Below are 21,510 nucleotides of genomic sequence, written 5' to 3' on the forward strand. Positions count from 1 at the left end.
GATGTTCATCCTGCGCTTCCTCTGGGCGGTCATCACCTCGCGCTTTCTCTGGACGCTGATCGGCATTGCGCTGCTTTCGCTTTTGATCTGGGTGTTCGGCCCGATCGTCCAGGTCGGCCCGTACGCGCCGTTCGAATCCGACAATGTGCGCATCGCCATCATCGCGGGGCTGATCATCCTGTGGCTGATCTGGCTGATCATCGCGCAACGGCGTGCGATCCGCGCCAACCGCATGTTCGTCGCCGAAATCTCGGCGCCCGTGGCCGAAAAGCAGCTCACCCCCGGCGAAGAGAGCGTTGCAGCCGTCGGCGCCAAGTTCGGCGAGGTGATGGCCGAGCTCAAGCGGCGCAAGCTCGGCGGACGGAAGTTCCTGCGCGAGATGCCGTGGTATGTGATCGTCGGGCCTCCGGCCACCGGCAAGACCACGGCATTGCGCCAGTCGGGCCTCAATTTTCCAATCGATCTGACCGATGATCTGCAGGGTGTCGGCGGCACGCGCAACTGCGACTGGTTTTTCTCCGAGAACGCGGTGCTGATCGACACCGCGGGCCGCTACGTCCAGCAGGAGAGCCAGCCGGACGTCGACGCCGCGGAATGGCTGGGCTTCCTGGACCTTCTGAAGAAGCACCGGGGCCGGCGTGCGCTCAACGGCGTCATCGTCGCGCTGTCGATCGATGCCCTCTCGGAGGGCGACGAAGCAATCAAGGCGCACGGCCGCAAGATCCGCCGCCGACTGGCGGAGCTCAACGATCGACTGGAGATTCGTCTGCCTGTCTACCTGATGCTGACGAAGGCCGACCTGATCAAAGGGTTCGAAGCCTTCTTCGGCGGCTTGTCGACGAGTGCGCGCGAGCAGGTGTGGGGAACCACCTTTGAGCTGGATGCCCGCGTCAACGCAAGCATAATCCAGGCGGAGCTGGCCAGGCTTGGCACCGAGCTGGAGCGAAGGCTGGTGCCGCGCCTTGAAGACGAAGACAAGCTTGGGTCGCGCGCCGAGATCTTTCGCTTTCCGGCGCAGTTGGCGAGCCTCTGCGGGCCGATCCAGGTGCTGATCGAGGCGATGTTCGGCGAAAGCCGCTACGAGGAAGCCGCGTGGCTGCGCGGCCTTTATCTGACATCGGCGACACAGGAAGGTGCCCCCATCGACCGCCTGACCGCAGCGTTGTCATCGTCCTTCGGGCTGCCGCCGCGCCGCGCCATGCCGGCGGCGCGCGTCGAGAAGCGCAGCTTCTTCCTCAGGAACCTTCTCACCGAAGTGATCTTCAAGGAGGCTGGCCTTGGCACATTCGATCCGCTGGCGCAGCGCCGCCGCGCCTGGATCTGGCGCGGCGCCGCCGCCGCCTGTGCGCTCGCAGCCCTGCTGGCCGGCGGACTGTTCACCTGGTCCTACCTCGACAACCGCAATGCGATCACCGAACAGGCCGGCCAGTTCGAAGCCCTGCAAGGGCCGCTCACCCAAGTCGCCGCCACGCCGGCCGCGGTCGAGCAGCCGACCATGGATGGGGCGCTGGCGGCTATGGACGCGGTGGCGACCGCCCGAACGCCGCCGCCAGGCGCCGTCCATAACTTGCTCGGCCCGACCGCTTCGCCGGAGCTGGTGCGCGCACAGACCGATACCTACGACCATGCGCTGCGCAACGTGCTCGAGCCGCATATGGTCGCCCTGCTCGAGGCCACGATGTGGCGGCAAATCCGCGATCCGGATTTCATGCTCGGCGCGCTGAAGACCTACCGGATGATGACCGGCCTGTCGCAGATGGACACCGATTTCGTCCAGAACTGGTGGGTGAACAGCCTGCCGCAATTCGCGCCGGCACCGCCTTTCCCCACGGCCGACGCCGAAGAGCACCAAATCGCAGCCATCCGCCGCATGGCCGTCGACGACAGCTACATCGCCCCGGACAAGGCACTCGTCGCGGAGGCGCTGAAGACTGTATGCACCATCTCGCTGCCGCAGCGCGCCTACAAGCAGCTCCTGGCCGACCCGGAGGTAACAGCCGTCAAGGAATGGGTGCCGGCCAATTTCGCCGGGCCGAACGGCGCCAAAGTGTTCGCGCGCCGCTCCGACAAGACGTTGCGCGTCGGTGTTCCTGGCCCCTACACCTATGCGGGTTTCCACGACGCGATCCTCGACCGGGTCGAGGATGTGGCGGGACAGGCGGCCCTCGATCGCGCGGTGTTTGCCGGCGGCTGCTCGGAGAATTCGGAGACGTCGGTCTCGGCGCTCTCGCAGGACATCTTGAAGCTTTACTATGACGACTATATCGCCCAGTGGGACTCTTTCCTGCGTGACATGCGGCTTGCGCCGCTTACCGATCTCAATATCGCCAGTGAAAACCTTAAGGATCTTTCCAGCGCCGACTCCGCGCTGAAGCGCCTGTTGACGGCAGTGGTGCAGGAGACCGACCTCACCCGCTCCGACGATGCGCCGGCCGACGACAAAAGTGGCGCTGCCGCCAAGACCGGCTCCAAGCTGCTCAGCAAACTCGGCAAGCTGGGCAAGGTGGTGACCTCGGGCGCCAAGCTCCTGCCGCGCGCCGGCTCCGCCAACCAGGTGGACATGACCGGCAGCTTGGTTGCCGAGCATTTCAAGCCGCTCAAAGGCACCATCGCCCAGGTCGACGGCCAGCCGCCGGCGCTCGACGCCGCCGTCGTGGCGCTGACGGCGCTGTCGAATGTGTTGCAGACGGTGACCGCCAATCCCAACCCGCAGGATGCGATCAAGAAGCAGGGCGGCCTCGCCGAACTGACAGGCGCGGTCGCCAGGCAGGCGCAGATCCTGCCTTCGCCGATCAACGAGTGGCTGGGCGGCATTGCCGGCGACACCAGCGGGCTGTCGCAGAAAGCCGTAACCAACGAGCTCAACGCCATCTGGCGGGCCGATATACTGCCCTTCTGCCAGGCGGCGCTCAACAACCGCTATCCGTTCAGCCCGGACAGCGCGGTCGATGTCAATGTGCGCGACTTCCAACGTCTGTTCGGGCCGACCGGCCTGATCGATGCCTTCACCACCGACCATTTGATCAACTATGTCGACACCGCCAGCGAGCCGTGGAAATGGCGTGCCGATTTCGGCCTCGACCCAGCGGCGCTCGCAGCGTTCGAGCAGGCGAGGCATATCCGCGACGATCTGTTTCCGGGCGGCACCGGCCCGGTGATGAACTTCACGCTGGAGCCCAAGGACCTCTCCCCCAACGTGGCGCGTGTCACGCTCAACCTCGATGGCCAGAACCTCGTCTACTACAACAACGCCACCAGGCCGCAACCGATGACGTGGCCCGGCAAGGATGGCACCGGGGTGATCTCGCTCGCCTTCCAGCCGGTCGACGGCTCGCCCGAAGTGATGCTCAACGAGACCGGCAGCTGGGCGTGGCTCAGAATGCTGCGCGGCGGCCGCTTCGCCGCGACCAAGCTCACCGACGTCTATAGCCTGCGGCTAGGCACGAAGGGGATGTGGGCCGATTTCGAACTCAAAGCCGCCAGCGTCGAGAACCCCTACACGCTCGAAATGTTCAAGAAGTTCACATGTCCGCCGCAGATCTGATCGTGCCCGGCTTCTATGGCAAGATGCCCGCCACCGGCGATTTCGTGACCCGGCGGCTGCCGGCGGATTTCGTGCGTGGATGGGACCGCTGGCTGGCGCAGCATATCGTGCCGCTGTTCGGACTTAAAACCTGGCCGCAGCACATTGCGCTGCGTTTCCTCAGCGGGCCTGGCTCCTTCGGCGCCTCGGCCGGCATCCTACTGCAAAGCGCCGACAGGGTCGGCCGGCAATTTCCATTGAGCGTCGTCGCAAGGCTCCCGGAGGCGCCCCTTAAGCTGGCTTTTGCGGACGCATGGTTCGAAAGCATCGAAACCCTCGCCTTGGCGGCGCAGCGAGGAGAGTTGACACCCGACGAACTCGACGCGGCACTGGCCGCCCTGCCCGTTCCGCTTATCGATGGCGAGGGCGATCTCATCGACGAGTTCGTGGCGTGGACGGCGCATACGGATATTTTCGATGTCGATCAGCAAGCGCCGCAGCCGACCCTGGAGCAGATCTTCGCCGCAAGCTGGGAGACCAGCTGATGCAGATCTGGAACCAGATGGGCTTTCCGCATCAGTTCACCATGGGCATGGACAAGGCCGGCCACGAATGGATCGTGGTCGTGGTCAAGGGCACTTTCGATTTTCCAACGAAGCCTGGCGGGCTGGTGCAGAAATCGGCCGAACAGGTTCCGCTGGTCATGGCCGACACCCAGACCGGTGTGCCTGGCTATTCGGCGACGCTGTGGGAGACAGATTTCGCCTTCCGCAAGCCGCGCTGCGACGTGATCGCCAATGGCTGCGCCTATGCGCCGGGCGGACGGCCGGTCGAGCGCGTGCCGGTCGGGATCAAGGTCGGCAATTGGTCGAAGCTGTTCGAGGTGGTTGGCCACCGCGAATGGCGCTCCATCGGTCCGGTCTTTACCGCCACGTCGCCGCAACCCTTCCTGAAACTGCCCATCTCCTATGACGTTGCCTGGGGTGGCGTGGACAGGCTGGATCCGGAGGACAAGCTTCCGGCCAGCTACAAATACAACCCGGTCGGAACCGGATGGTCGCGCGCGAAGAACCAGCGTTTTATTCCAGGCCTGCGGCTGCCGAACACGCAAGCGGTCAACGAAGAAATCCGCTCGCCCTTCGGCGACTACAAGCCAATGAGTTTCGGACCGATGGGCCGTGGGTGGCCCGGCCGCATCGAGTATGGCGGCACCTATGACCAGAACTGGGTCGACAACGTCTCCCCTTTCCTACCGCAGGATTTCGATGAACGCTATTTCCAGATGGCGCCACCCGACCAGCAGATCGACTCACCGAGAGGTGGCGAAGAGGTGGTGCTGGTCAATCTGACGCCCGAGGGGCGGGTTAGTTTTCCGTTGCCGCCGACAGCATTGCCGATAACACTGTTCAAGGGCGCCGATACCGCATTGGAGCACCTGGCACTGCCGGATACTCTATTGTTCGACCCTGAATTTCGGCGATTTTCGTTGGTTTGGCGGATTTCTGAAAGAATTATTCGGACATTACTTGATTTTGACGAGTGCTGGATCGGCCCTCCAACGGAATCTATGCTAAGAGCTAGAGCAACTGGGCGAGAATATATTAGAGCTACAGACTCGGTTTCGGAATTTGAGGATGAAGAAACTTGACTGCTTCGCTCGACATCGCTTCCATTGGCATGGTCACGGCTGTCGGGCTGAACGCGGGCTCGGCGTGCGCAGCCATGAGGGCTAAGCTCGACGGCTTCCAAGAAACTCGCTTCATTGCCTCTGGCGGCGACCCTCTCGTCGGCGCGCCCGTGCTGCTTCCTCGCAAATGGATTGGCGAAAAGCGCATGGCGCACATGTTAGCGGCCGCGATAAGCGAGGCATTCGAAAACTGTCCCCAAGCGCGGACCGAGGCGGCGTTGATTCTCTGTTTGCCTGAAGAGGATCGGCCCGGACAGCCGATCAACGACAATACAAATTTGTTACACCGCATCAGCAGTATACTGGAGATCAAACCCAACATACGGTCGCGCGTTGTCGCTCATGGTCGTCCTTCCGGTTTTGTAGCGCTTCAACACGCGCGGAAGTTGCTGGAAACAAGCGCTGCGGCCTATGTGGTAATCGCTGGAGTCGATAGCTATCTGACGGCTGCCACGATCCGTCACTACGATGGACTAGAACGCCTTCTTACCCCGGCGAATTCGAATGGGTTTATTCCCGGTGAAGCTGCCGGAGCGGTCGTTTGCTGTCGCGCCGCCATCTCCGGATTGACATTGCACGGGCTTGGCTTGGCCCGCGAAACCGCAGCCATATACAACAAGGACGACTTGCCGCTGCTGGGACTGGGGATGGCAAATGCGTATCGCGCAGCTCTCCAGGAGACCGGCATCGAAATGAACCGACTGGGATACATCATTTCGGATCTAATCGGCGAGCAGTTTTGGTTCAAACAGACGGCCTTGGCAACGCTTCGGCTGCTTCGGGGGCGGCATGAGTTTCAAGATCTTTGGTCTCCGGGCGAGTCACTTGGCAACATAGGAGCCGCGGCAGTCCCCATAATGATAGGAATGGCATACGTAGCCGCGTACAAAGGCTATGCTGCGGGTAATCCCGTTCTCATCGAAGCGTCTAGCGACGCCGGAGCATGCGGAGCGGCGGTCCTTGCTTCGAGGATGAAACGATGACCGTCTTTGCGAATGGACTTGAGGTCGCATGCAAGGCGCAATCAAACCAAGTTATTGCTGCCTTTCCGGATGTCTGCTTTACCCCACCGGAAAACCCCGCGACACCGCCAGGCATACCGGTGCCCTATCCATCATTTGGCATGGACTCCGACACAGAGAGCGGCACCGGCACCGTCAAGATCGGTGGCCAGAACGTTACTCAAAAAAACAAGTCCTACTATTCGAAGACCACGGGCACAGAGGCCGGGTGCGCCGCCAAGAAAAACATCATTACGTCGGTAAATCGTGGCAAGGAGTACGCCCATGCATGGTCGGGCAATGTCAAGATGGACGGCGAGCCAATCAGCCGTTTCACCGACATTTCTTCCAACGATCATGCCTCTCCCATCGGAGGCACTCCCCCATACCCAAAAGTTGGCAAGCCGAAACCAGCGAAGTTCAATTGCGCGAAGCTTAAGATAAAGCCCTACAATAAGCTCAAATGTCCTCCAGGCTACGAGAAGGAACATACAGTCGAAGTTCAATTTTTCACAGCCGGGGGCGTTCGGGATATGACCCTCAAATGCTGTGAGAAATACGACGACAAGAAAGCTCCTTGCATCTGCATGAAAGCTAAGTGGATTGGCGGCGAAGGCACCAAGGTCAAAGGCAAGCGGCACCGAAAGCGCGAAGGAACAGGCACTACGAAGTGGTCTGGGCCAGTGGTGGGCAAAGGCAGATATACGCCGCACTATTACAAATCGGCTGCCGCGCGCAAGTGGCTGTCCGACAATCCCAATGGTAAGCTGGATGACTTCGTCGATACTTGTGTCAATGCTACTGTAAAGGAGATGGATAAACCTAAGATCGCCCTGAAGGATAGGGCAGCGGCTGCCAAATGCCTGAAAGATGCGAATATGAAGTATTTGCGCGATAGCATGGGCAAGACAGCTGACGAAGTCAAGAACAAGAAAAAATGCCACGGCGGGTGCGCACGTGCAAAAGCCCAGGCAAAACAGGTCCAGCAAACAAAGAAGAATATGAAGAAATCCGTCGTGACAGCCGCCGATGTCGAGAAGTACTTCACAAAACCTACGGTGGCGTGCACTCCGGGTGCCTGCTAGGAGCTTACTATAAGTGAGGTAGCTGAATATGGATTCAGAAGATCTAGAAATCTTCGCGGGGAGCGACGACACATCCTACGAATGTCTTCAGATCGCACCGATGGGTAACGGCCGTTGCGCGATCCTCTTCCTGCTAAGCGACCCAGATTACGCCTCAACGATCTCGGTCGTATTTGTCGTTGACGATTTCAACCCTGCCTCTGCACGTGGCATTCTTCTGACAGAGGATTGGTTGATGTCCCTCACCTGTTCGCCATCCGGCGAATTGTTTGCCTTGGAGGCAACCGTATGGATCTGGCGTTATGACGGCAAGGAATGGAGGCGGACGAAGATCTCTGAAATCGATCTGCGACGGGTATGGGCGAAGGCTGATGTCGGCCCGCTGGTCGTGGGGAGTGAAGGCCGCTCTTACTTGCTCTCAGGTGACAGATGGATTCGGCTGAAGGGACTACCTCCAGTTCAGTTTTTCGATCTGCACGGCGACTCCAAAAATGGCATTCATACTTGTGGCGAGGACGGAAGCTTATTCAAACTTGTTGGTCAAACTTGGCGACCACTCGAACTACACCGCGGTGATCAATTCCGAGGCTTGGATGTTGCGCCCGATGGCTCAATCCGCCTCGCTGGTGACAACGGTGTCTGTCTGCAAATCACAACTGAAGAGATAGTCGAACTCGAAACATCTGGGCTGACGCATTTTGCGGTGCGCAGCTTCCACGGTAAAGCATATTGGGGAGACGAAGCTGGGGTCTATGTCCAGAAGGGTCGCGTGTTGGATCCGCTGCTTGATACAGAGATCGGCTCGGACCTTCGCGCTGACCATCAGTTCCTCTACTGCGCGGGAGCCGATACTGCCTGGCGATTTGATGGCAAGGAGTGGAAAACGCTCACATTGGTATATGATGGGGGCTTCCGGTTGGAAGAGTAGTTACCTCCTCGGGCTTAGCGTCTTAGCCAGATATTCTCGCACTCGCGCGATATCCAAATCCTTGACCGGAAGGATTTCCTTTGCGCCCAACATTCGGATGACGAACAACTCGCCAGCCTCTGGATAGGCTGCGTATCGTTCCGCGGCAATGCGCTTGCCGTCCTCTCCCGCCACCCTCAGACCGTCCAGATGAGCGTCAAGCCGCTCAATGAGTCGGGCCATTCGCTCCTCATCCATTTCAGGATTTTGGTCAGGATTGAGCAAATGCCAGTCGTAGACAGTCCACAAGAACGCGGCCATCTCGGCGTGCTGGCGAACAATTTCTTCCAAAATCGGCGTCGACATCAGTTCAAGTTTACCGAGCCGCCGCGTATGCGGTTACTAGCACTTGCGTGACTTACCAGATACGTCCCGCGAATAGTGATGTGGCCATCCTTTTCCATAATGATTGTGGCCTTGCCGCATCGCATCTCAATGCGCTCATCGCCGATGATGGTTATCGATTCCCCGCTTCGAACAACACTCAGGCGAGAAGACTTGCGGGCGGTATCGACAATTCGTCCCACTATCAACGGACGGCGTGGGTTTCCTTCCTCAAACAGAAGAGCCACCTCGGCTCCAACCATGTCCGATGTGATCTCGGCAAGACTGCGCGCTGGTAAGGCGGCCTCTTCCGGATTGCCCGGATACACCACCAACGGGCAGTCACCGTCAAAGCCAATGAAGATGCCGACTACGACACCTTGTATTCGGTCGAGAACTTCATCCATTCGGTCACCTCAATTCTGTTTGATTTCGGAGCCCTTCATCGTGATGTCACTCGAGGCCTTGACGTTTACCTTGCCCGAAGCGTCAACAGAAATGTCCTTGCCCTCGATATTGATCGTGCCGTCCTTCTTCATCGAGATTGCAGCAGACCCACATTTGATAACGATCGATTCGCCAGCATCGATCAAAAGCGCTTTTCCGACTTTTATCGTTGCGTCTTCACCGATCTGGACCATGCTTCCTTTTGCAATCGTAAGCTCGCGAGCCGCACCGATCTCGGTTACATCGTTGTTTGCTATCTTGGTGTTGCGGTCCTTGCCTATCTGCGAGGCTTGGCTCCCAGCGATCGCAAAGCTTTGGTCCGCACCAACTTGAACATTCTGGCTGGCGGCAATATTCCAGCCATCATCCGCCCCGATATCGTGGCTCTGCCCCGCCCCCACCGTCACACTCCGCGACGCCCCGATCGTATTCGTTTGCGCCGCGCCCACGCTCCGTGTCTCGGTGGCGCCCACGGTATCGACGCGCGCCGCGCCGACCGTCACCGTCTGCACCAGCCCCACCGTCTGCGAATGGCTGGCGTCGATGTTTTCCGTCGAATTGGCGACGACGTGGATCGTCTCGTTCGCCATCACCGTTAGCGACCGGTTCGCGCCCACCGTCTCGGTGTCGTTCGACCCGATGTTCGTCGTCTGGTCGACGCCGACCTTGACGGTCTTGTTGTTGCCGACGTCCTCGTCGAGGTTATGGCCGACGGAGTGCTTGGCGTCATGGTCGATGCGGTCGGACTGGTCGTGCTGTACCGTCTTGTTGCGGTCGTGCTTGATCAGCAGATGGTGGTCCTTCTGGGCCTGGAAATTCACCAGTTCGGAACCGGCCTTGTCCTCGAACATCAGCTCGTTGTAACCGCCGCCGCCTTTCGAGGAATTCGACTTCCAGCCTGATTGCGTGGCGTTGGCAGGCAGCGCGTAGGGCGGCATCTCGGAGGCATTGTAGACGCGTCCGGTGATGATCGGCAGGTCCGGGTCGCCCTCGATGAAATCGACGATGACCTCCTGGCCGATGCGCGGGATCTGGATGAAGCCCCAGCCGCTGCCAGCCCAGGTCTGAGACACGCGCACGAAACAGGACGAATTCTGGTCCTTCTTGCCGAGGCGGTCCCAGTGGAATTGCACCTTCACCCGCGCATATTTGTCGGTGAATATCTCTTCGCCCGAAGGGCCGACCACCGTTGCCGTCTGCGGGCCGCGCATGATCGGTCTGGGCGTGATGCGCGGTGGCCGATAGGGCAATTTCGTGGGCGCTACGCCCAGCACCACCTTGAAATTCTCGATGTGGGCTTCGTTCTGGGTCCGGTAGCCCGGATCGAACAGGCGGTATTCGGCGCTCACAACCAGATATTCCGTATTCTGGTCGTCGCGCGGAAAGCTTTCGAGCGTGAACTTGCAGCCGGAAAAAAGGCCGCGCACCGTACCGACGGCGGTGTTGCGATGGTGCACTGCCTGAAGTTCCTCGCGGCGGATCCCCGCGATCGTGTCGCCGCGCCCGACATCGAGATGCGCTCCGGGCTGGCGGTAGTTTTCGCCGGAAGCCTCCTTGTGGCTGAAGGGCTGGGCGGACTTCGCCATCAGATCAGCACCGGGCTTCTCGAAGTCATAGTCCGTATGGGCGTAGGCGCCTGGCCGCACCGCACTGCCCGGGATCCATTCGGTGATGTATTCTACGTCGCGTCGCGAGCCATAGCCCTCGAAATTATAAAGCACCTTCTCGTAGCCTGGAGCCGGCTTCAGCTTGCTCATCGCATCGCACAGCACGAGCGTGTGCTTGTCCTCATCATGCTCGAAGAAATAGAAAATGCCTTCGTGCTCGAACAACCGCTGCACGAAATCGAGATCACTCTCGTCATACTGGACACAGTATTCGCGCGATGGATACGAGCCCTGCAGGCGCTTCTCGAATTTTGCGATGCCGTATTTCGAAAAGATCTTTTCGACGATCTCCACAGCCGTCATGTTCTGGAAAATGCGGCAATCGGTGGTATTTCCGAGGAACCAGAGCCACGGTCTGACGGTGGCCTCGTAGTAGGCCAGCCGGTCTTCTATGCGCGTAAGCTTGAAATCCGACACCAGGCCGCTGAACCAACGCTTTGGATCGGATTCACCTTCGACCGAAACGACGCCGCCCAGCATCTTCAGCGGATCGACGTCTCGGCTCTTGCTGACGAACCCGACGGTATAGGCAAAACTTCGGCTGATCTCGTCACGACCGACGAGATGGGTGAAGGTCAGCACATCGGCGCCAACCGGCGTGTGTACAACCGTGGCACGTTCGTTCGCCATGGGGCGTGCCCCTCCTCGACGCAGCCGCCAGTGTGATGGATTGAAGCCCCCGCTCCGTAAATTGCATCACGCACGGAAGGTTTTCGAATTCACCGCATCGGACCTCTGCAAGCCTAGCATATGTTTGATGGAGGCCAAACAGAAGCAATGTCTAAACCGTGGCGTGCATTCATGTGACGCGCACCTCTCCCACTGCGCTGGCAAGATGCTAGAATGCCTAGGATTTCAGGTTTGCCAGTGGCGTCGAATGTTCATTTCGCTCCAGATCAGCAATGTTGACAGACTGCCGCCAGGCATTTCGGCGAGCTATGCCGCCCGCGACCGCAGCTTCGAAATCGGGCGCGAAAATTGCGACTGGACACTTACCGACCCCGACAAGTTCATCTCAGGCCGGCATTGCGAAGTCCATTATCAGGCGGGCGCGTTCTGGCTTCATGACGTCTCGCGCAACGGCACTTTCGTCAACGGCTCCAGCCAGCGCATGAATGCGCCGCATCGGCTGACCCAAGGCGACCGGCTGCTGATCGGCCGTTATGTCGTCGCCGTTTCGGTCGACGAAGAGCGCGCCGCCACCGGCCATCCGCAAGCCAGGACCGGTTCAACGCAACGCGAGTTGCCGCCCTCGACGGGAAGGCCGCTGGAACTTGGCAGCGCGCCATTCCACAATCCAGCGGGGCAGCGCCCGGCCGGGTCAACGCCGGTGCCGACGTCTTCGGCGCTGCAGCCCGGCCCCGCTGTCCCGGTCAAGCAGTCGGCGGAAGCGGACGGGATACTGCGCGATATCGCCAGGGCGGCCGGCTTATCGCCGGAGCTGTTGCAGTCGCGCGACCCGCATGACGTCGCTGCGGAGATCGGTGCGGTGCTGAGAACCACGGTCGAGCAGCTGTCCTTGCTGCTCAAGGCGCGGGCGGCGGCCAAGGTGCTCGCCAAAAGCGCGCACCGCACCATGATCGGCGCCGAGGACAACAACCCGCTGAAATTCGTGCCGGGCACCGACGACATACTCGAGATCATGTTTGCCAAGCGCCGGGCCGGCTATCTCGATGCCAGGCACAGCATCGAGGATGCGTTCCGCGACCTGAAGACCCACGAAATCGCAACCTACGCCGCCATGCAGGCCGCGCTCTCGCGGCTCCTCGACGACCTGTCGCCGGAGGCGATCGCCAAAAGAATCCCGCCTGCGTCCTTTTCGTCCAGGAAAAGCCAGGCCTGGGACGCGCTCGTCGCAACGTGGCGGACGATGGAAGACAAGCACGAAAACGGCATGCTGGATGTCTTCCTCGCCTATTTCGCCGAAGCCTACGCCAAGGCAGGCAAGCAGAAATAGCCGCGCTCGGCAAATGTCGTCAGCAACGCTCTTACGGGCTGTGTGAGGGACGCCGTGGAAGAAGCCGCTTCCTTGATCATCCTGCTTTCCGATTTCAATCGGCTTGCCGTGCGACTAGGATAGCGCATGGGCGCTTGCCTGGCTGGCAAAGCGGTGTGGCTTGGGGCGTGTGCAGGAATGTCATGTTTCGGCAAGATCAGTCTTTCCATCCGGCTCGCTGTTGATACCCAGCCTGGTACGCGCACCTCGACGGTGGTGCGCCGATGAGCTCGAAGGACGATCCCTCCGAGCCGCCGGATAAAACCGTCATCCGCGCACCACGGCCAAGACAAAAGCCGCGCGTGGCTCCCGATCGTTCCGGTGCGCCATCACCCGCCAGGGAATCGACAGTGTTCGACCCCGGCCTCGGCCGACAAATGCCCCCCGGCTGGTCGTCCGGAACCGTGGTCTTTCAGGAAGCCGGCCACGGGGCTGAGCCCGCGGCGGCACCGGCGTTGCAGCAGGACGCCTTGCTCGACGCCACAGCTGGCGTGAAGTATGCCGCGACAAATCCTATCCTATCCGCCGCGGCCCCATTGCTCATGCTGTTCGGTCAGCTGCGGCTGATACCGGTCGAACGGCAAGCCGCGGCCTTGGCGGAGCACATCGCAGACGCCATCGAGACCTTCGACCACACCATCGCCAAAGCCGGCATTGGGGAAGAAGACGCACGGATCGCGAAATTCGCGCTTTGCGAAACCGCCGACGATCTCGTCGGCAACCTGCCCTGGCCGAACAAGGAAACCTGGCTTCAGCACAGTCTGGTGGCGCGGTTCTTCCACACACGACCGACAGGCACCGGCTTCTATGAAGCGCTGAACAACCTCCTCGCCAAGCCTGAAGCGCATTACGACCTGCTCGAATTGATGCATGCCTGCCTGTCGCTGGGGTTCGAGGGCCAGTATCGGGGATTGTCCAGCGAACGGAACACACTCGAGCGCGTCCGGCGCGACGTCTACGACACGCTGCGCTATTTCAGGCCGCGCGCCGCCGAGGACATTTCGCCCCGGTGGCAAGGCATGGCGGCGGCAATGACCAGGCCAGGAGGGCGGCTGCCTCTATGGGCGATCGCAGCCGCCGCGGCGACCCTGGTGACAGCGGCTTTTTTCGGGCTACGGATCCTGATCACCGATGAAGGCGATGCAACCGCCGGCGCGCTGCTGGCGCTCAATCCTTCCACCCCGGTCACCATTGAACGCGCCAGCGTGACGGCACCCGCCGAACCGGTGCAAGCCAACCCGCCGCCACCCTCTCCCCCGGACACCACGCAGATCGACCGCATCCGCGCGGCACTCGCCCAGGAGATCGCCGCCGGCGGACTGAACGTCGGTACGAAGGGCGACTTCATCGTCGTCGAGATCAGCAACCAGCTTCTGTTCGCATCCGGCCAGGCTGATTTGAAGGCACAGTTCCAGCCGATCGCGGCCGATATCGCCACGGCGCTCGACGCCGAAGCCGGACCGATCAAGATCGTCGGCCACACCGACAATGTGAAGCCGAAGAAGTCGAGCACGTTCAAATCGAACTTCGATCTCTCGGTCGCCCGCGCGAAGGCCGTGCAGGCGATGATCGCCAGGCAATTGAAGGATCCGTCGCGTCTGAGCGTGGACGGCAAGGGCGAAGACGAACCCATCGCCGACAACGCGACGGCGGACGGCCGCGCCAAGAACCGCCGCGTCGACGTGATGATCCCGAAACAGGAGACCTTGCAGACCGGCTCGGCGGAGAACGGCAACTAATGGGCTGGGTGCTGCGTATATTCAGCGTGCTCGCCCTGGCCGGCTTCTCGGCCGCCGTCTGGTATGCCGGACCGCTGATCCGCTTCGCCGATACCCGCCTGCTCGGATCCGTGTGGCTCAGGGCGGTCATCATCGGGGTGACGGTGGCCGTGCTGGCGTTGTTCTACGGCATCGGCTTCTGGCAAAGGCGCAAGGCGCAAAGGGCGCTCGAAGCGGCCATCGTGCGCAGCGACGAGCGCAACGACGATGCACAGGTGCTCGAAGCGCGCATGAGCGAGGCCATCGCGACGCTGAAGCGGACGAGCGGCAAGCGCAACTTCCTCTATGATATTCCCTGGTACATCATCATCGGCCCGCCAGGCGCCGGGAAGACGACGGCTCTGGTCAATTCCGGGCTGAAATTTCCGCTTGCGGGCTCCGGCAATGCCCAGCCGGTGGCCGGCGTCGGCGGCACGCGGTCATGCGACTGGTGGTTTACCGATGAGGCGGTGCTGATCGACACGGCCGGCCGCTACACGACGCAGGAATCGGACCGCGAGCGCGACAAGGCAAGCTGGCTTGCTTTCCTCGGATTGCTCAAGAAAAACCGCGTAAGGCAACCGATCAACGGCGTGATCCTGGCCATCAGCATCGCCGATCTCATTGGCCTCGACGACCAGCAAATCGAGGCGCATGTGACCGAGATAAGAAGCCGCCTGCGCGAATTGCACGAGACGCTGAAGATCCAGTTTCCCGTCTATCTGCTTTTCACCAAGGCCGATCTCGTCTCCGGCTTCATGGATTATTTCGGCCAATTCGACGAAGCAGGCAGGCGCAAGGTGTGGGGCGCGACGTTCCAGACCGCCGATCGCACAAGGAACATGGCCGGCGAGGCGCCGGCCGAATTCGACGGGCTGGCGAAGCGCTTGGCGGAAGAAGTTGTCGATCGCTTGCAGGAGGAGGCCGACCCGGTGGCGCGCATCGCCATCTTCGGCTTCCCGGCACAGTTCGGTGCGCTGGGGAACCGGATAGCGCATTTTATCGGTAGCTTGTTCGATGCCTCTCGATCGCATGTCAATGTCAGCCTGCGGGGCCTCTATTTCTCCTCTGGTACTCAGGAAGGAACCCCGTTCGACCAGGTGCTGGGCACGATCGGCCGCAGCTTCGGCAGCACCTCGCAGGCGCATCTTTCCGGCATCGGCAAGAGCTTCTTCCTGCACGATCTGCTGACCGATGTGATCTTCCCGGAATCGGGCTGGGTATCCTTCGACCGAGCGGCCGAACGGCGCGCCAGGCTCGCGAGATTTGGCGGCCTCGCCGCCATTGCGCTGGCGGCCTTGGCGGCTCTCGGCGTGCTTGGCCTCAGCTTCTTCGCCAACAAGTCGCTGATCGCCTCCACCCGGCAGGCGATGGCACAGTATCGCGACAGCGCCGATTCACTGCTGAAGAGCACGACGGTGACCGACGTTGATCTCGAAAACGTCATCGGCCCGCTCGACCAGTTGCGCAACCTGCCGGCTGGCTACGAGAACGGCGACCAGGCAAAGCCGATCGAGGAGACGTTCGGGCTCAGCCAGCGCGAGAGGCTGCTGTCGGCCTCCAGGACCGCCTACCGACAAGCGCTCGAGCGGACATTCCGCTCCCGGCTGCTGGTGCAGGCCGAGCGCACCATCCAGGCCAAGATGGCCGATCCGATCGCGCTTTACGAACCGCTGAAGATCTACCTGATGCTGGGCGGCAAGGCTCCGAAGGTCGATGACGAGTTGATTGTCTCTTGGATGAGGCAGGATTGGGAAGAGAACCGCTATCCCGGCGAGAACAACCGCGAGGGCCGCGCGCAGCTCGAAAAGCATCTGCGTGCGATGCTCGCGCTCGACGACGCCTACGATCCCGTCTTTGAGCTCAACCAGCCACTGATCGAAGCCGCGCAACGCTCGCTTGGGCGCATGAGCCTTGCCGACCGCGCTTCGGCGCTGATCAGGTCGGCCGTCTACGCCGCAAGGCTGGAGGACCTCTCCGTCGCCGCGAAAGCCGGTCCCGAGACGCAGCTGCTGTTCGAACGCATGGATGGCAGCGACCTCGCCGATCTCAACGTTCCTGGACTTTACACGCGCGCCGGCTTCAACCGCTTCTTCCTGCCGCAGCTCTCGCGCATCGCGCAAATGCTCGTCAACGACCAGTGGGTGCTCGGCGGAGGTGGCGAACAGGGCGGCATCGACCAAGACCTGCCCAAGCTCGGCCCCGAACTGATCGACCGCTACGGCAAGGAATTCTCTTCCGCATGGAACCGCGTGCTCGACCAGCTCAAGTTCAAGGCGTTGCTCAAGGACAAGCCGCAATATCTCGCGCTTTCCGCCCTCGCCGCACCGGACTCGCCTCTCGATCAGCTGTTCACCGCGATCGCCGATGAGACCGCATTGACGAAGCAGAACACCACGGCCGAGGGCGAGAGCGCAGCGCAAGAAGACCCCGCCAGCATGGCCAAAGGTCTGGCACGCATCGGCCTGCAGATCGCTGGCGGCAAGTCGCAGAGCCGAGCCGGATTGGACCCGGCTGTCGCGCAGAATGCCGGTGCGAGCGTCGAGGCACAGTTTCGACCGTTCCAGGCCCTGGTCAGCGGCGCCAGTGGACGGCGGCCGCTCGATGCGTTGACGCGGAATTTCCGCGACATCTTTCAAAGCCTCAAGCTTTCGGCCGATGTCCCTTCCCAGACCGAACGCGTCAACGCCAACCTGCAGCTGCAGATCTCCACGCTGCGCGCAAACGCCTCGCGCCTTCCGAAGCCGCTTGCGCGCATGGTCAACGCGGCAGCGGACGAGTTTGAAGGCAATGTCGCGGAAGCTTCGGTGGCCAACCTCAACCAGAACCTCGACCAGACGGTCACACGAGCCTGCGAAGAGGCGGTCAACGGTCGCTATCCCTTCGTCAGTGACGGCACCGAAGAGATCTCGATAGCGGATTTCGCCAAGCTCTTCGCGCCGGGCGGGCTGATGGACCGCTTCTTCGCGCAGAACCTTGCGCCGCTGATCGACATGACCGGCCAGGAATGGACCTGGAGACAGGACGCCCGCTCCAGCCGCGACCTGGCGAAGTCGACCTTGAAATCATTTCAGGCGGCCGCCGAAATCCGCAGCGCCTTCTTCCCTTCCGGCGGCTCGGTGCCGTCGGTTTCGATCACCATCACGCCTTTTTCGCTGAATAGCGACGCAGACAACGCGGTTCTCGACATTGACGGCCAGACCGTCCAGGGCAGCCAAACGGGGAACGCGCCAAGCACAGTGACCTGGCCGAACAGCACTGCCTCTGGTTCCGCCAGCCTAAGCCTGATGCCGGAAATGCCAGGCCGCGACTCCGCTCTCAAATTCGAAGGACCGTGGGCCTTGAAGCGTCTGTTGGACAAGGCGACCATCACCGCCAATGGCGCAAACACCGAAGCTCGCTTCGTGATCGGCGGACGAGACGTCGCTTACACGATGCAGACCGGACCGGGGGCCAATCCATTCCTGCTGCCGGCTCTGTCCGGCTTCAGCTGTCCAAAGGCGTTCTGACATGGCTGTGTTCCAGCGCGCCGCCGGCCGCAGCCCTCATTTCGGTACTCTAACGTATGCGCTTGTGGCAAAGTGGCATCGGCACGCCGCCCATGATTGGTCACAGAGGACGCTCGCGAAGCGCTTGGTGGCAAATTGAGTTCTGTCGCCCTTCCCATCGAAAGCTTCGGCGTAAGCCATAAGGGCTGCGTGCGCGACCACAATGAGGACAACTACCTGATAGAGCCGCAGACCGGCCTGTGGGTGGTGGCCGATGGCATGGGCGGGCACGAGGCCGGCGAGGTCGCATCGGCCAGCATCGTCGATCATCTGGCGACGATCGGCATTGCAAGCTCGGCGCCGGACCTTCGCGCGCGCTTCGAAGACCGGCTGAGCCGCGCCAATTCCGAAATCCGCGACATCTCGCGATCCCGCGGCATCACCATCGGGTCCACCTTCGCGGCCTTGCTTGCAATGGACGGACGCTTCGCTGGCCTGTGGGCCGGCGACAGCCGCATCTATCTGGTCCGCAACGGTGTGATCTTTCAGGTCTCGAAGGATCACACCGAGGTCCAGGAACTGCTGGACCGCGGCATGATAAGCCCGGAGGAAGCGCTTACCTGGCCGCGCCGCCATGTCATCACCCACGCCGTCGGCGTCAGCGATGAGCTCGAGATCGATTTCCAGCAGGGCGAGCTGATGCCGGGGGATGTTTTCGTCCTGAGCACCGACGGACTGACGGCGCATGTCAGCGACGCCGAGATCGAAGCCGCAGTGATATCCGCAACGCCGCAGGCGGCGTGCCGGAGCCTGCTGGAGACGGTGCTGGCGCGCGGCGGAACCGACAATGTGACCATCGTACTCGTGAAGATCGGCGGCGGTCGCAACGGCGCGCTCCATTCGGATCGGTCCGGAGCGGAGAGCCTGGCGAGATGAGCGACGACGACAAGACCCGGATATCGACGAACGACATCTATGCCGGCGTCGGCACGCAGCTCAGCGGCATTTACGAACTCGACGAGAGGATCGCCTCCGGCGGCATGGGAGAGGTCTATCGCGGCCACAACATCCAAACCGGCGACCATGTGGCGATCAAGATCGTATTGCCCGAATTCGCCCGCGATCAGACGATCCTGTCGCTGTTCCGCAAGGAAGCGTCGATCCTCAATCACCTGTCGCATGACGCAGTGGTGCGCTATCACGTCTTCACCATCGATCCGAGGATCGGCCGCCCCTATCTGGCGATGGAGTTCGTGGACGGCCAGTCGCTATTCGACGTGATGCGTCGCGGACCGATGCCGGCGGAAGAAGTGCGGCGACTTTGCCATCGCCTGACGTCAGGGCTCGCCGCCGTGCACCGGGCGGGCGCGGTTCACCGCGACCTCTCGCCGGACAACATCATCCTGCCAGGCGGGCAGGTGGAAAGCGCCAAGATCATCGATTTCGGCATAGCCCGGTCGGCGACCGCAGGCGGTGAAACGCTGATCGGCGGGAAGTTCGCCGGCAAATACAATTACGTCTCGCCCGAACAGCTCGGTCTCTATGGCGGTGAGGTCAGCGAGCAGTCCGATATCTATAGTCTCGGACTGGTGCTCGCCGCGGCATTGCGCGGAAAGCCGCTCGATATGAGCGGCTCGCAATACGAGGTGATCGAGAAACGGCGGACCGTGCCGGACCTGTCTGACATCGACCCCGATTTCCAAGAGCTCATTGCCGCGATGCTGCAGCCGGATCCGCGGGATCGGCCTGCCAGCATGGCCGAGATCGCCAGGGCAACGCGTGGCGAGGATGTCGACGTGACATTGCCGCCGGCATCGTATGGTCCGCGTGACCGCGCGGGCTTGCCGCGCGCCGGCTGGACGGCGCTGTCCGAAACCGGGCCGCAGCCTTCGACGTCCGGCGGCGAAAAGCACTTTGTTGAACATGTGCGACCGGCGTATCTGTCACAACCACGGCCTGCGCCAGCGCCCGCGCCGGCCAGCACGCCCATGCCGGCTGCGCCGCGAAAATTGTCGCGGATGCCGGCTGTCGCCGGCGGCCTCGTGACGCTGGCGGTCCTGTTGGGCGGCGGCCTTTACTTCAGCGGCATCCTGGCGCCTCCGCCTGCCGAAGAGAAACTCAAACCGTTGACACCGAAGCCGGTGCCCAAACCCGTTGTTGAAGCCCCCAAGCCGGTGGCTCAAACGCCGCAGCCGGAAGCATTGAACCCTCAGCCGCCGATGCAGCCTCAGCCAGAGCCTTCAAAACCCGACAATGCCGCCACTATCGAGACGGTGAACCCACCTGCCCTACCGGATGCACAGGTGAAGACCCCAGTGCCGGCCGAGAACCAGGCGGACGCTACGGGCCAGCAGAAACCGGAGGCGGCCAAGCCTACCGAAATCCCCATGCCGACCACCAGGCCCGAGGTGCCGCCGGCAACAGAAGCACGGCAACCCGCCGAGCAGGCGCCGGTAGCGCCGCCCGTCGGCAAGCCAGCGCCGTCCGAAACCACGGCCAACAGTCAGGCGCAAGCGCCCCCGGTCGAGACCAAGCCTGCCCAAAACCCGACCGCTAACCCACCGAAGACGTCCACGCCAAGCCAGGCGGAGGCAGAGAGTAAGCCGGCGCAGCAGGCAAACCCGCCGGCGACAGAACCCAGCGCAACGGACCTGGTCGAGATCCTTTCCAAGCTGGCCAAGCCGGAGGCTTCCTCGCCACCGACCTCGGAGAGCCGGTTGCCGGCGCAGCCGACCAGCCCGCCGGCTAAACCGGTGGCCCCGCCCCCGGCCGCCAGCGAGCCGACACCACCAACCTCGCCCCAAGAGCCGACACAGGCAGCGCAGCCGTCCCAGCAACCGCAACCGCCGGTAACCACACGGCCCGAAAATACCGAAGTGGCGATCAATGTGCCAAAGCCGGCGGTTCCGCCGGCGAAGCCGGTCGACGAGGCGGCGCAACGCGCCTCATGGGTGCGCGACTTCAGCGGCGGCGACTGTTTCTATGCGTCGCTGACATCGCAAACCGCCAGCTCCGCCGCCATCGAAGGCCTCGCAACAGCCGTGCAGCCCTTCGAGCAGATGCTCAATGATTTTCGCTCGAGGTTCCATCTCGAGCCGGACATCAATGTCCGTCTCATCGAACAGCCCCAGTGTGAAGTAACCAACTTCCTGCGCGTCCTCGACCGGAACCGTGTGGAAAGTCCGCGGCTCGTTCTCGACCGGACATCGGTGCCGGATGGCGCGCCGATCAGCGGCACTCTGGTAACGCGTGGCGGGTTGGTTTCCAACGTCATGTTAATCGACCACAGGGGCATCGCCTTCAACCTCGATGATCGCATCGTGGCGCAGACCGACAAGGCGACCTTCAACATCCCGATCGGTCTAGGCGCCGCCGACAAGGCGGCCGGCAAACCCCTGCCGCAGATCATGCTGGTGATCACCGGACCAAAGGACATTCAGGCCGCGATGTTCTCGAGACCGACACCGGTCTCCGAGCTTTTGCCAAAGATCCTCGAGGAGATCGGCGCCGACGGCCCGCAGTTCTCCGCCACCGCCAAATATTTCCAGCTCGGCGGATAGATATGAAC

At 61.8% G+C, this 21,510-nt stretch carries 14 protein-coding genes; 11 read left to right on the forward strand and 3 right to left on the reverse strand.

Annotation, left to right across the window (positions count from 1 at the left end):
* Position 1 precedes the first annotated feature (1 nt).
* Genes tssM (ACLGL5_RS30975) through ACLGL5_RS31000 form a run of 6 tightly spaced genes read left to right on the forward strand, consistent with a single transcriptional unit; the run spans position 2 to position 8,224 of the window.
* Positions 2-3,544, forward strand: coding sequence for a type VI secretion system membrane subunit TssM (gene tssM, locus ACLGL5_RS30975; protein WP_069092788.1), 3,543 nt, complete (start codon positions 2-4; stop codon positions 3,542-3,544).
* Entirely contained in the window at positions 3,526-4,068 is a 543-nt protein-coding gene (tagF, locus tag ACLGL5_RS30980) for a type VI secretion system-associated protein TagF (protein WP_081296219.1), read from the forward strand. Before tssM (ACLGL5_RS30975) ends, tagF begins: the two co-directional genes overlap by 19 nt.
* Positions 4,068-5,171, forward strand: coding sequence for a DUF2169 family type VI secretion system accessory protein (locus ACLGL5_RS30985; RefSeq protein ID WP_069092789.1), 1,104 nt, complete (start codon positions 4,068-4,070; stop codon positions 5,169-5,171). Before tagF ends, ACLGL5_RS30985 begins: the two co-directional genes overlap by 1 nt.
* The gene (locus tag ACLGL5_RS30990) at positions 5,168-6,193 is read left to right on the forward strand and encodes a beta-ketoacyl synthase N-terminal-like domain-containing protein (protein WP_069092790.1); all 1,026 of its coding nucleotides are present in this window, start codon (positions 5,168-5,170) and stop codon (positions 6,191-6,193) included. Before ACLGL5_RS30985 ends, ACLGL5_RS30990 begins: the two co-directional genes overlap by 4 nt.
* Positions 6,190-7,296: a DUF4150 domain-containing protein gene (locus tag ACLGL5_RS30995; RefSeq protein WP_083246836.1), complete on the forward strand. Its 1,107-nt coding sequence runs from the start codon at positions 6,190-6,192 to the stop codon at positions 7,294-7,296. The genes ACLGL5_RS30990 and ACLGL5_RS30995 overlap by 4 nt, the downstream gene beginning before the upstream one ends.
* A gap of 28 nt (positions 7,297-7,324) precedes the next feature.
* Entirely contained in the window at positions 7,325-8,224 is a 900-nt protein-coding gene (locus tag ACLGL5_RS31000; protein WP_032931245.1) for a hypothetical protein, read from the forward strand.
* Here ACLGL5_RS31000 and ACLGL5_RS31005 read toward each other — a convergent pair whose 3' ends face one another.
* From ACLGL5_RS31005 to ACLGL5_RS31015, 3 genes are read right to left on the reverse strand one after another with little or no spacing between them, the layout of a single operon-like run.
* The gene (locus tag ACLGL5_RS31005) at positions 8,225-8,569 is read right to left on the reverse strand and encodes a hypothetical protein (RefSeq protein ID WP_069092791.1); all 345 of its coding nucleotides are present in this window, start codon (positions 8,567-8,569) and stop codon (positions 8,225-8,227) included.
* Complete coding sequence (locus ACLGL5_RS31010; protein ID WP_069092792.1) at positions 8,569-8,994, reverse strand: DUF6484 domain-containing protein; 426 nt, start codon at positions 8,992-8,994, stop codon at positions 8,569-8,571. Before ACLGL5_RS31010 ends, ACLGL5_RS31005 begins: the two co-directional genes overlap by 1 nt.
* 9 nt (positions 8,995-9,003) lie before the next feature.
* A complete protein-coding gene (locus ACLGL5_RS31015) occupies positions 9,004-11,331 on the reverse strand; it encodes a type VI secretion system Vgr family protein (RefSeq protein ID WP_069092793.1) in 2,328 nt (775 codons plus the stop codon).
* Positions 11,332-11,578: 247 nt separating this feature from the next.
* Here ACLGL5_RS31015 and tagH point away from each other — a divergent pair, with 247 nt between their 5' ends.
* From tagH to ACLGL5_RS31040, 5 genes are all read left to right on the forward strand, one after another.
* The gene (gene tagH / locus ACLGL5_RS31020; RefSeq protein WP_069092794.1) at positions 11,579-12,658 is read left to right on the forward strand and encodes a type VI secretion system-associated FHA domain protein TagH; all 1,080 of its coding nucleotides are present in this window, start codon (positions 11,579-11,581) and stop codon (positions 12,656-12,658) included.
* Between the two features lie 263 nt (positions 12,659-12,921).
* Positions 12,922-14,436, forward strand: coding sequence for a type VI secretion system protein TssL, long form (gene tssL, locus ACLGL5_RS31025; RefSeq protein ID WP_069092795.1), 1,515 nt, complete (start codon positions 12,922-12,924; stop codon positions 14,434-14,436).
* The gene (gene tssM, locus ACLGL5_RS31030) at positions 14,436-17,963 is read left to right on the forward strand and encodes a type VI secretion system membrane subunit TssM (RefSeq protein ID WP_069092796.1); all 3,528 of its coding nucleotides are present in this window, start codon (positions 14,436-14,438) and stop codon (positions 17,961-17,963) included. Before tssL ends, tssM (ACLGL5_RS31030) begins: the two co-directional genes overlap by 1 nt.
* A gap of 135 nt (positions 17,964-18,098) precedes the next feature.
* Positions 18,099-18,878, forward strand: a complete 780-nt coding sequence (locus tag ACLGL5_RS31035; RefSeq protein ID WP_069093485.1) for a PP2C family protein-serine/threonine phosphatase — start codon at positions 18,099-18,101, stop codon at positions 18,876-18,878.
* Positions 18,875-21,502: a serine/threonine-protein kinase gene (locus tag ACLGL5_RS31040; protein WP_069092797.1), complete on the forward strand. Its 2,628-nt coding sequence runs from the start codon at positions 18,875-18,877 to the stop codon at positions 21,500-21,502. The genes ACLGL5_RS31035 and ACLGL5_RS31040 overlap by 4 nt, the downstream gene beginning before the upstream one ends.
* Positions 21,503-21,510: the final 8 nt, after the last annotated feature.

It is taken from the genome of Mesorhizobium sp. U510 (assembly GCF_059180695.1).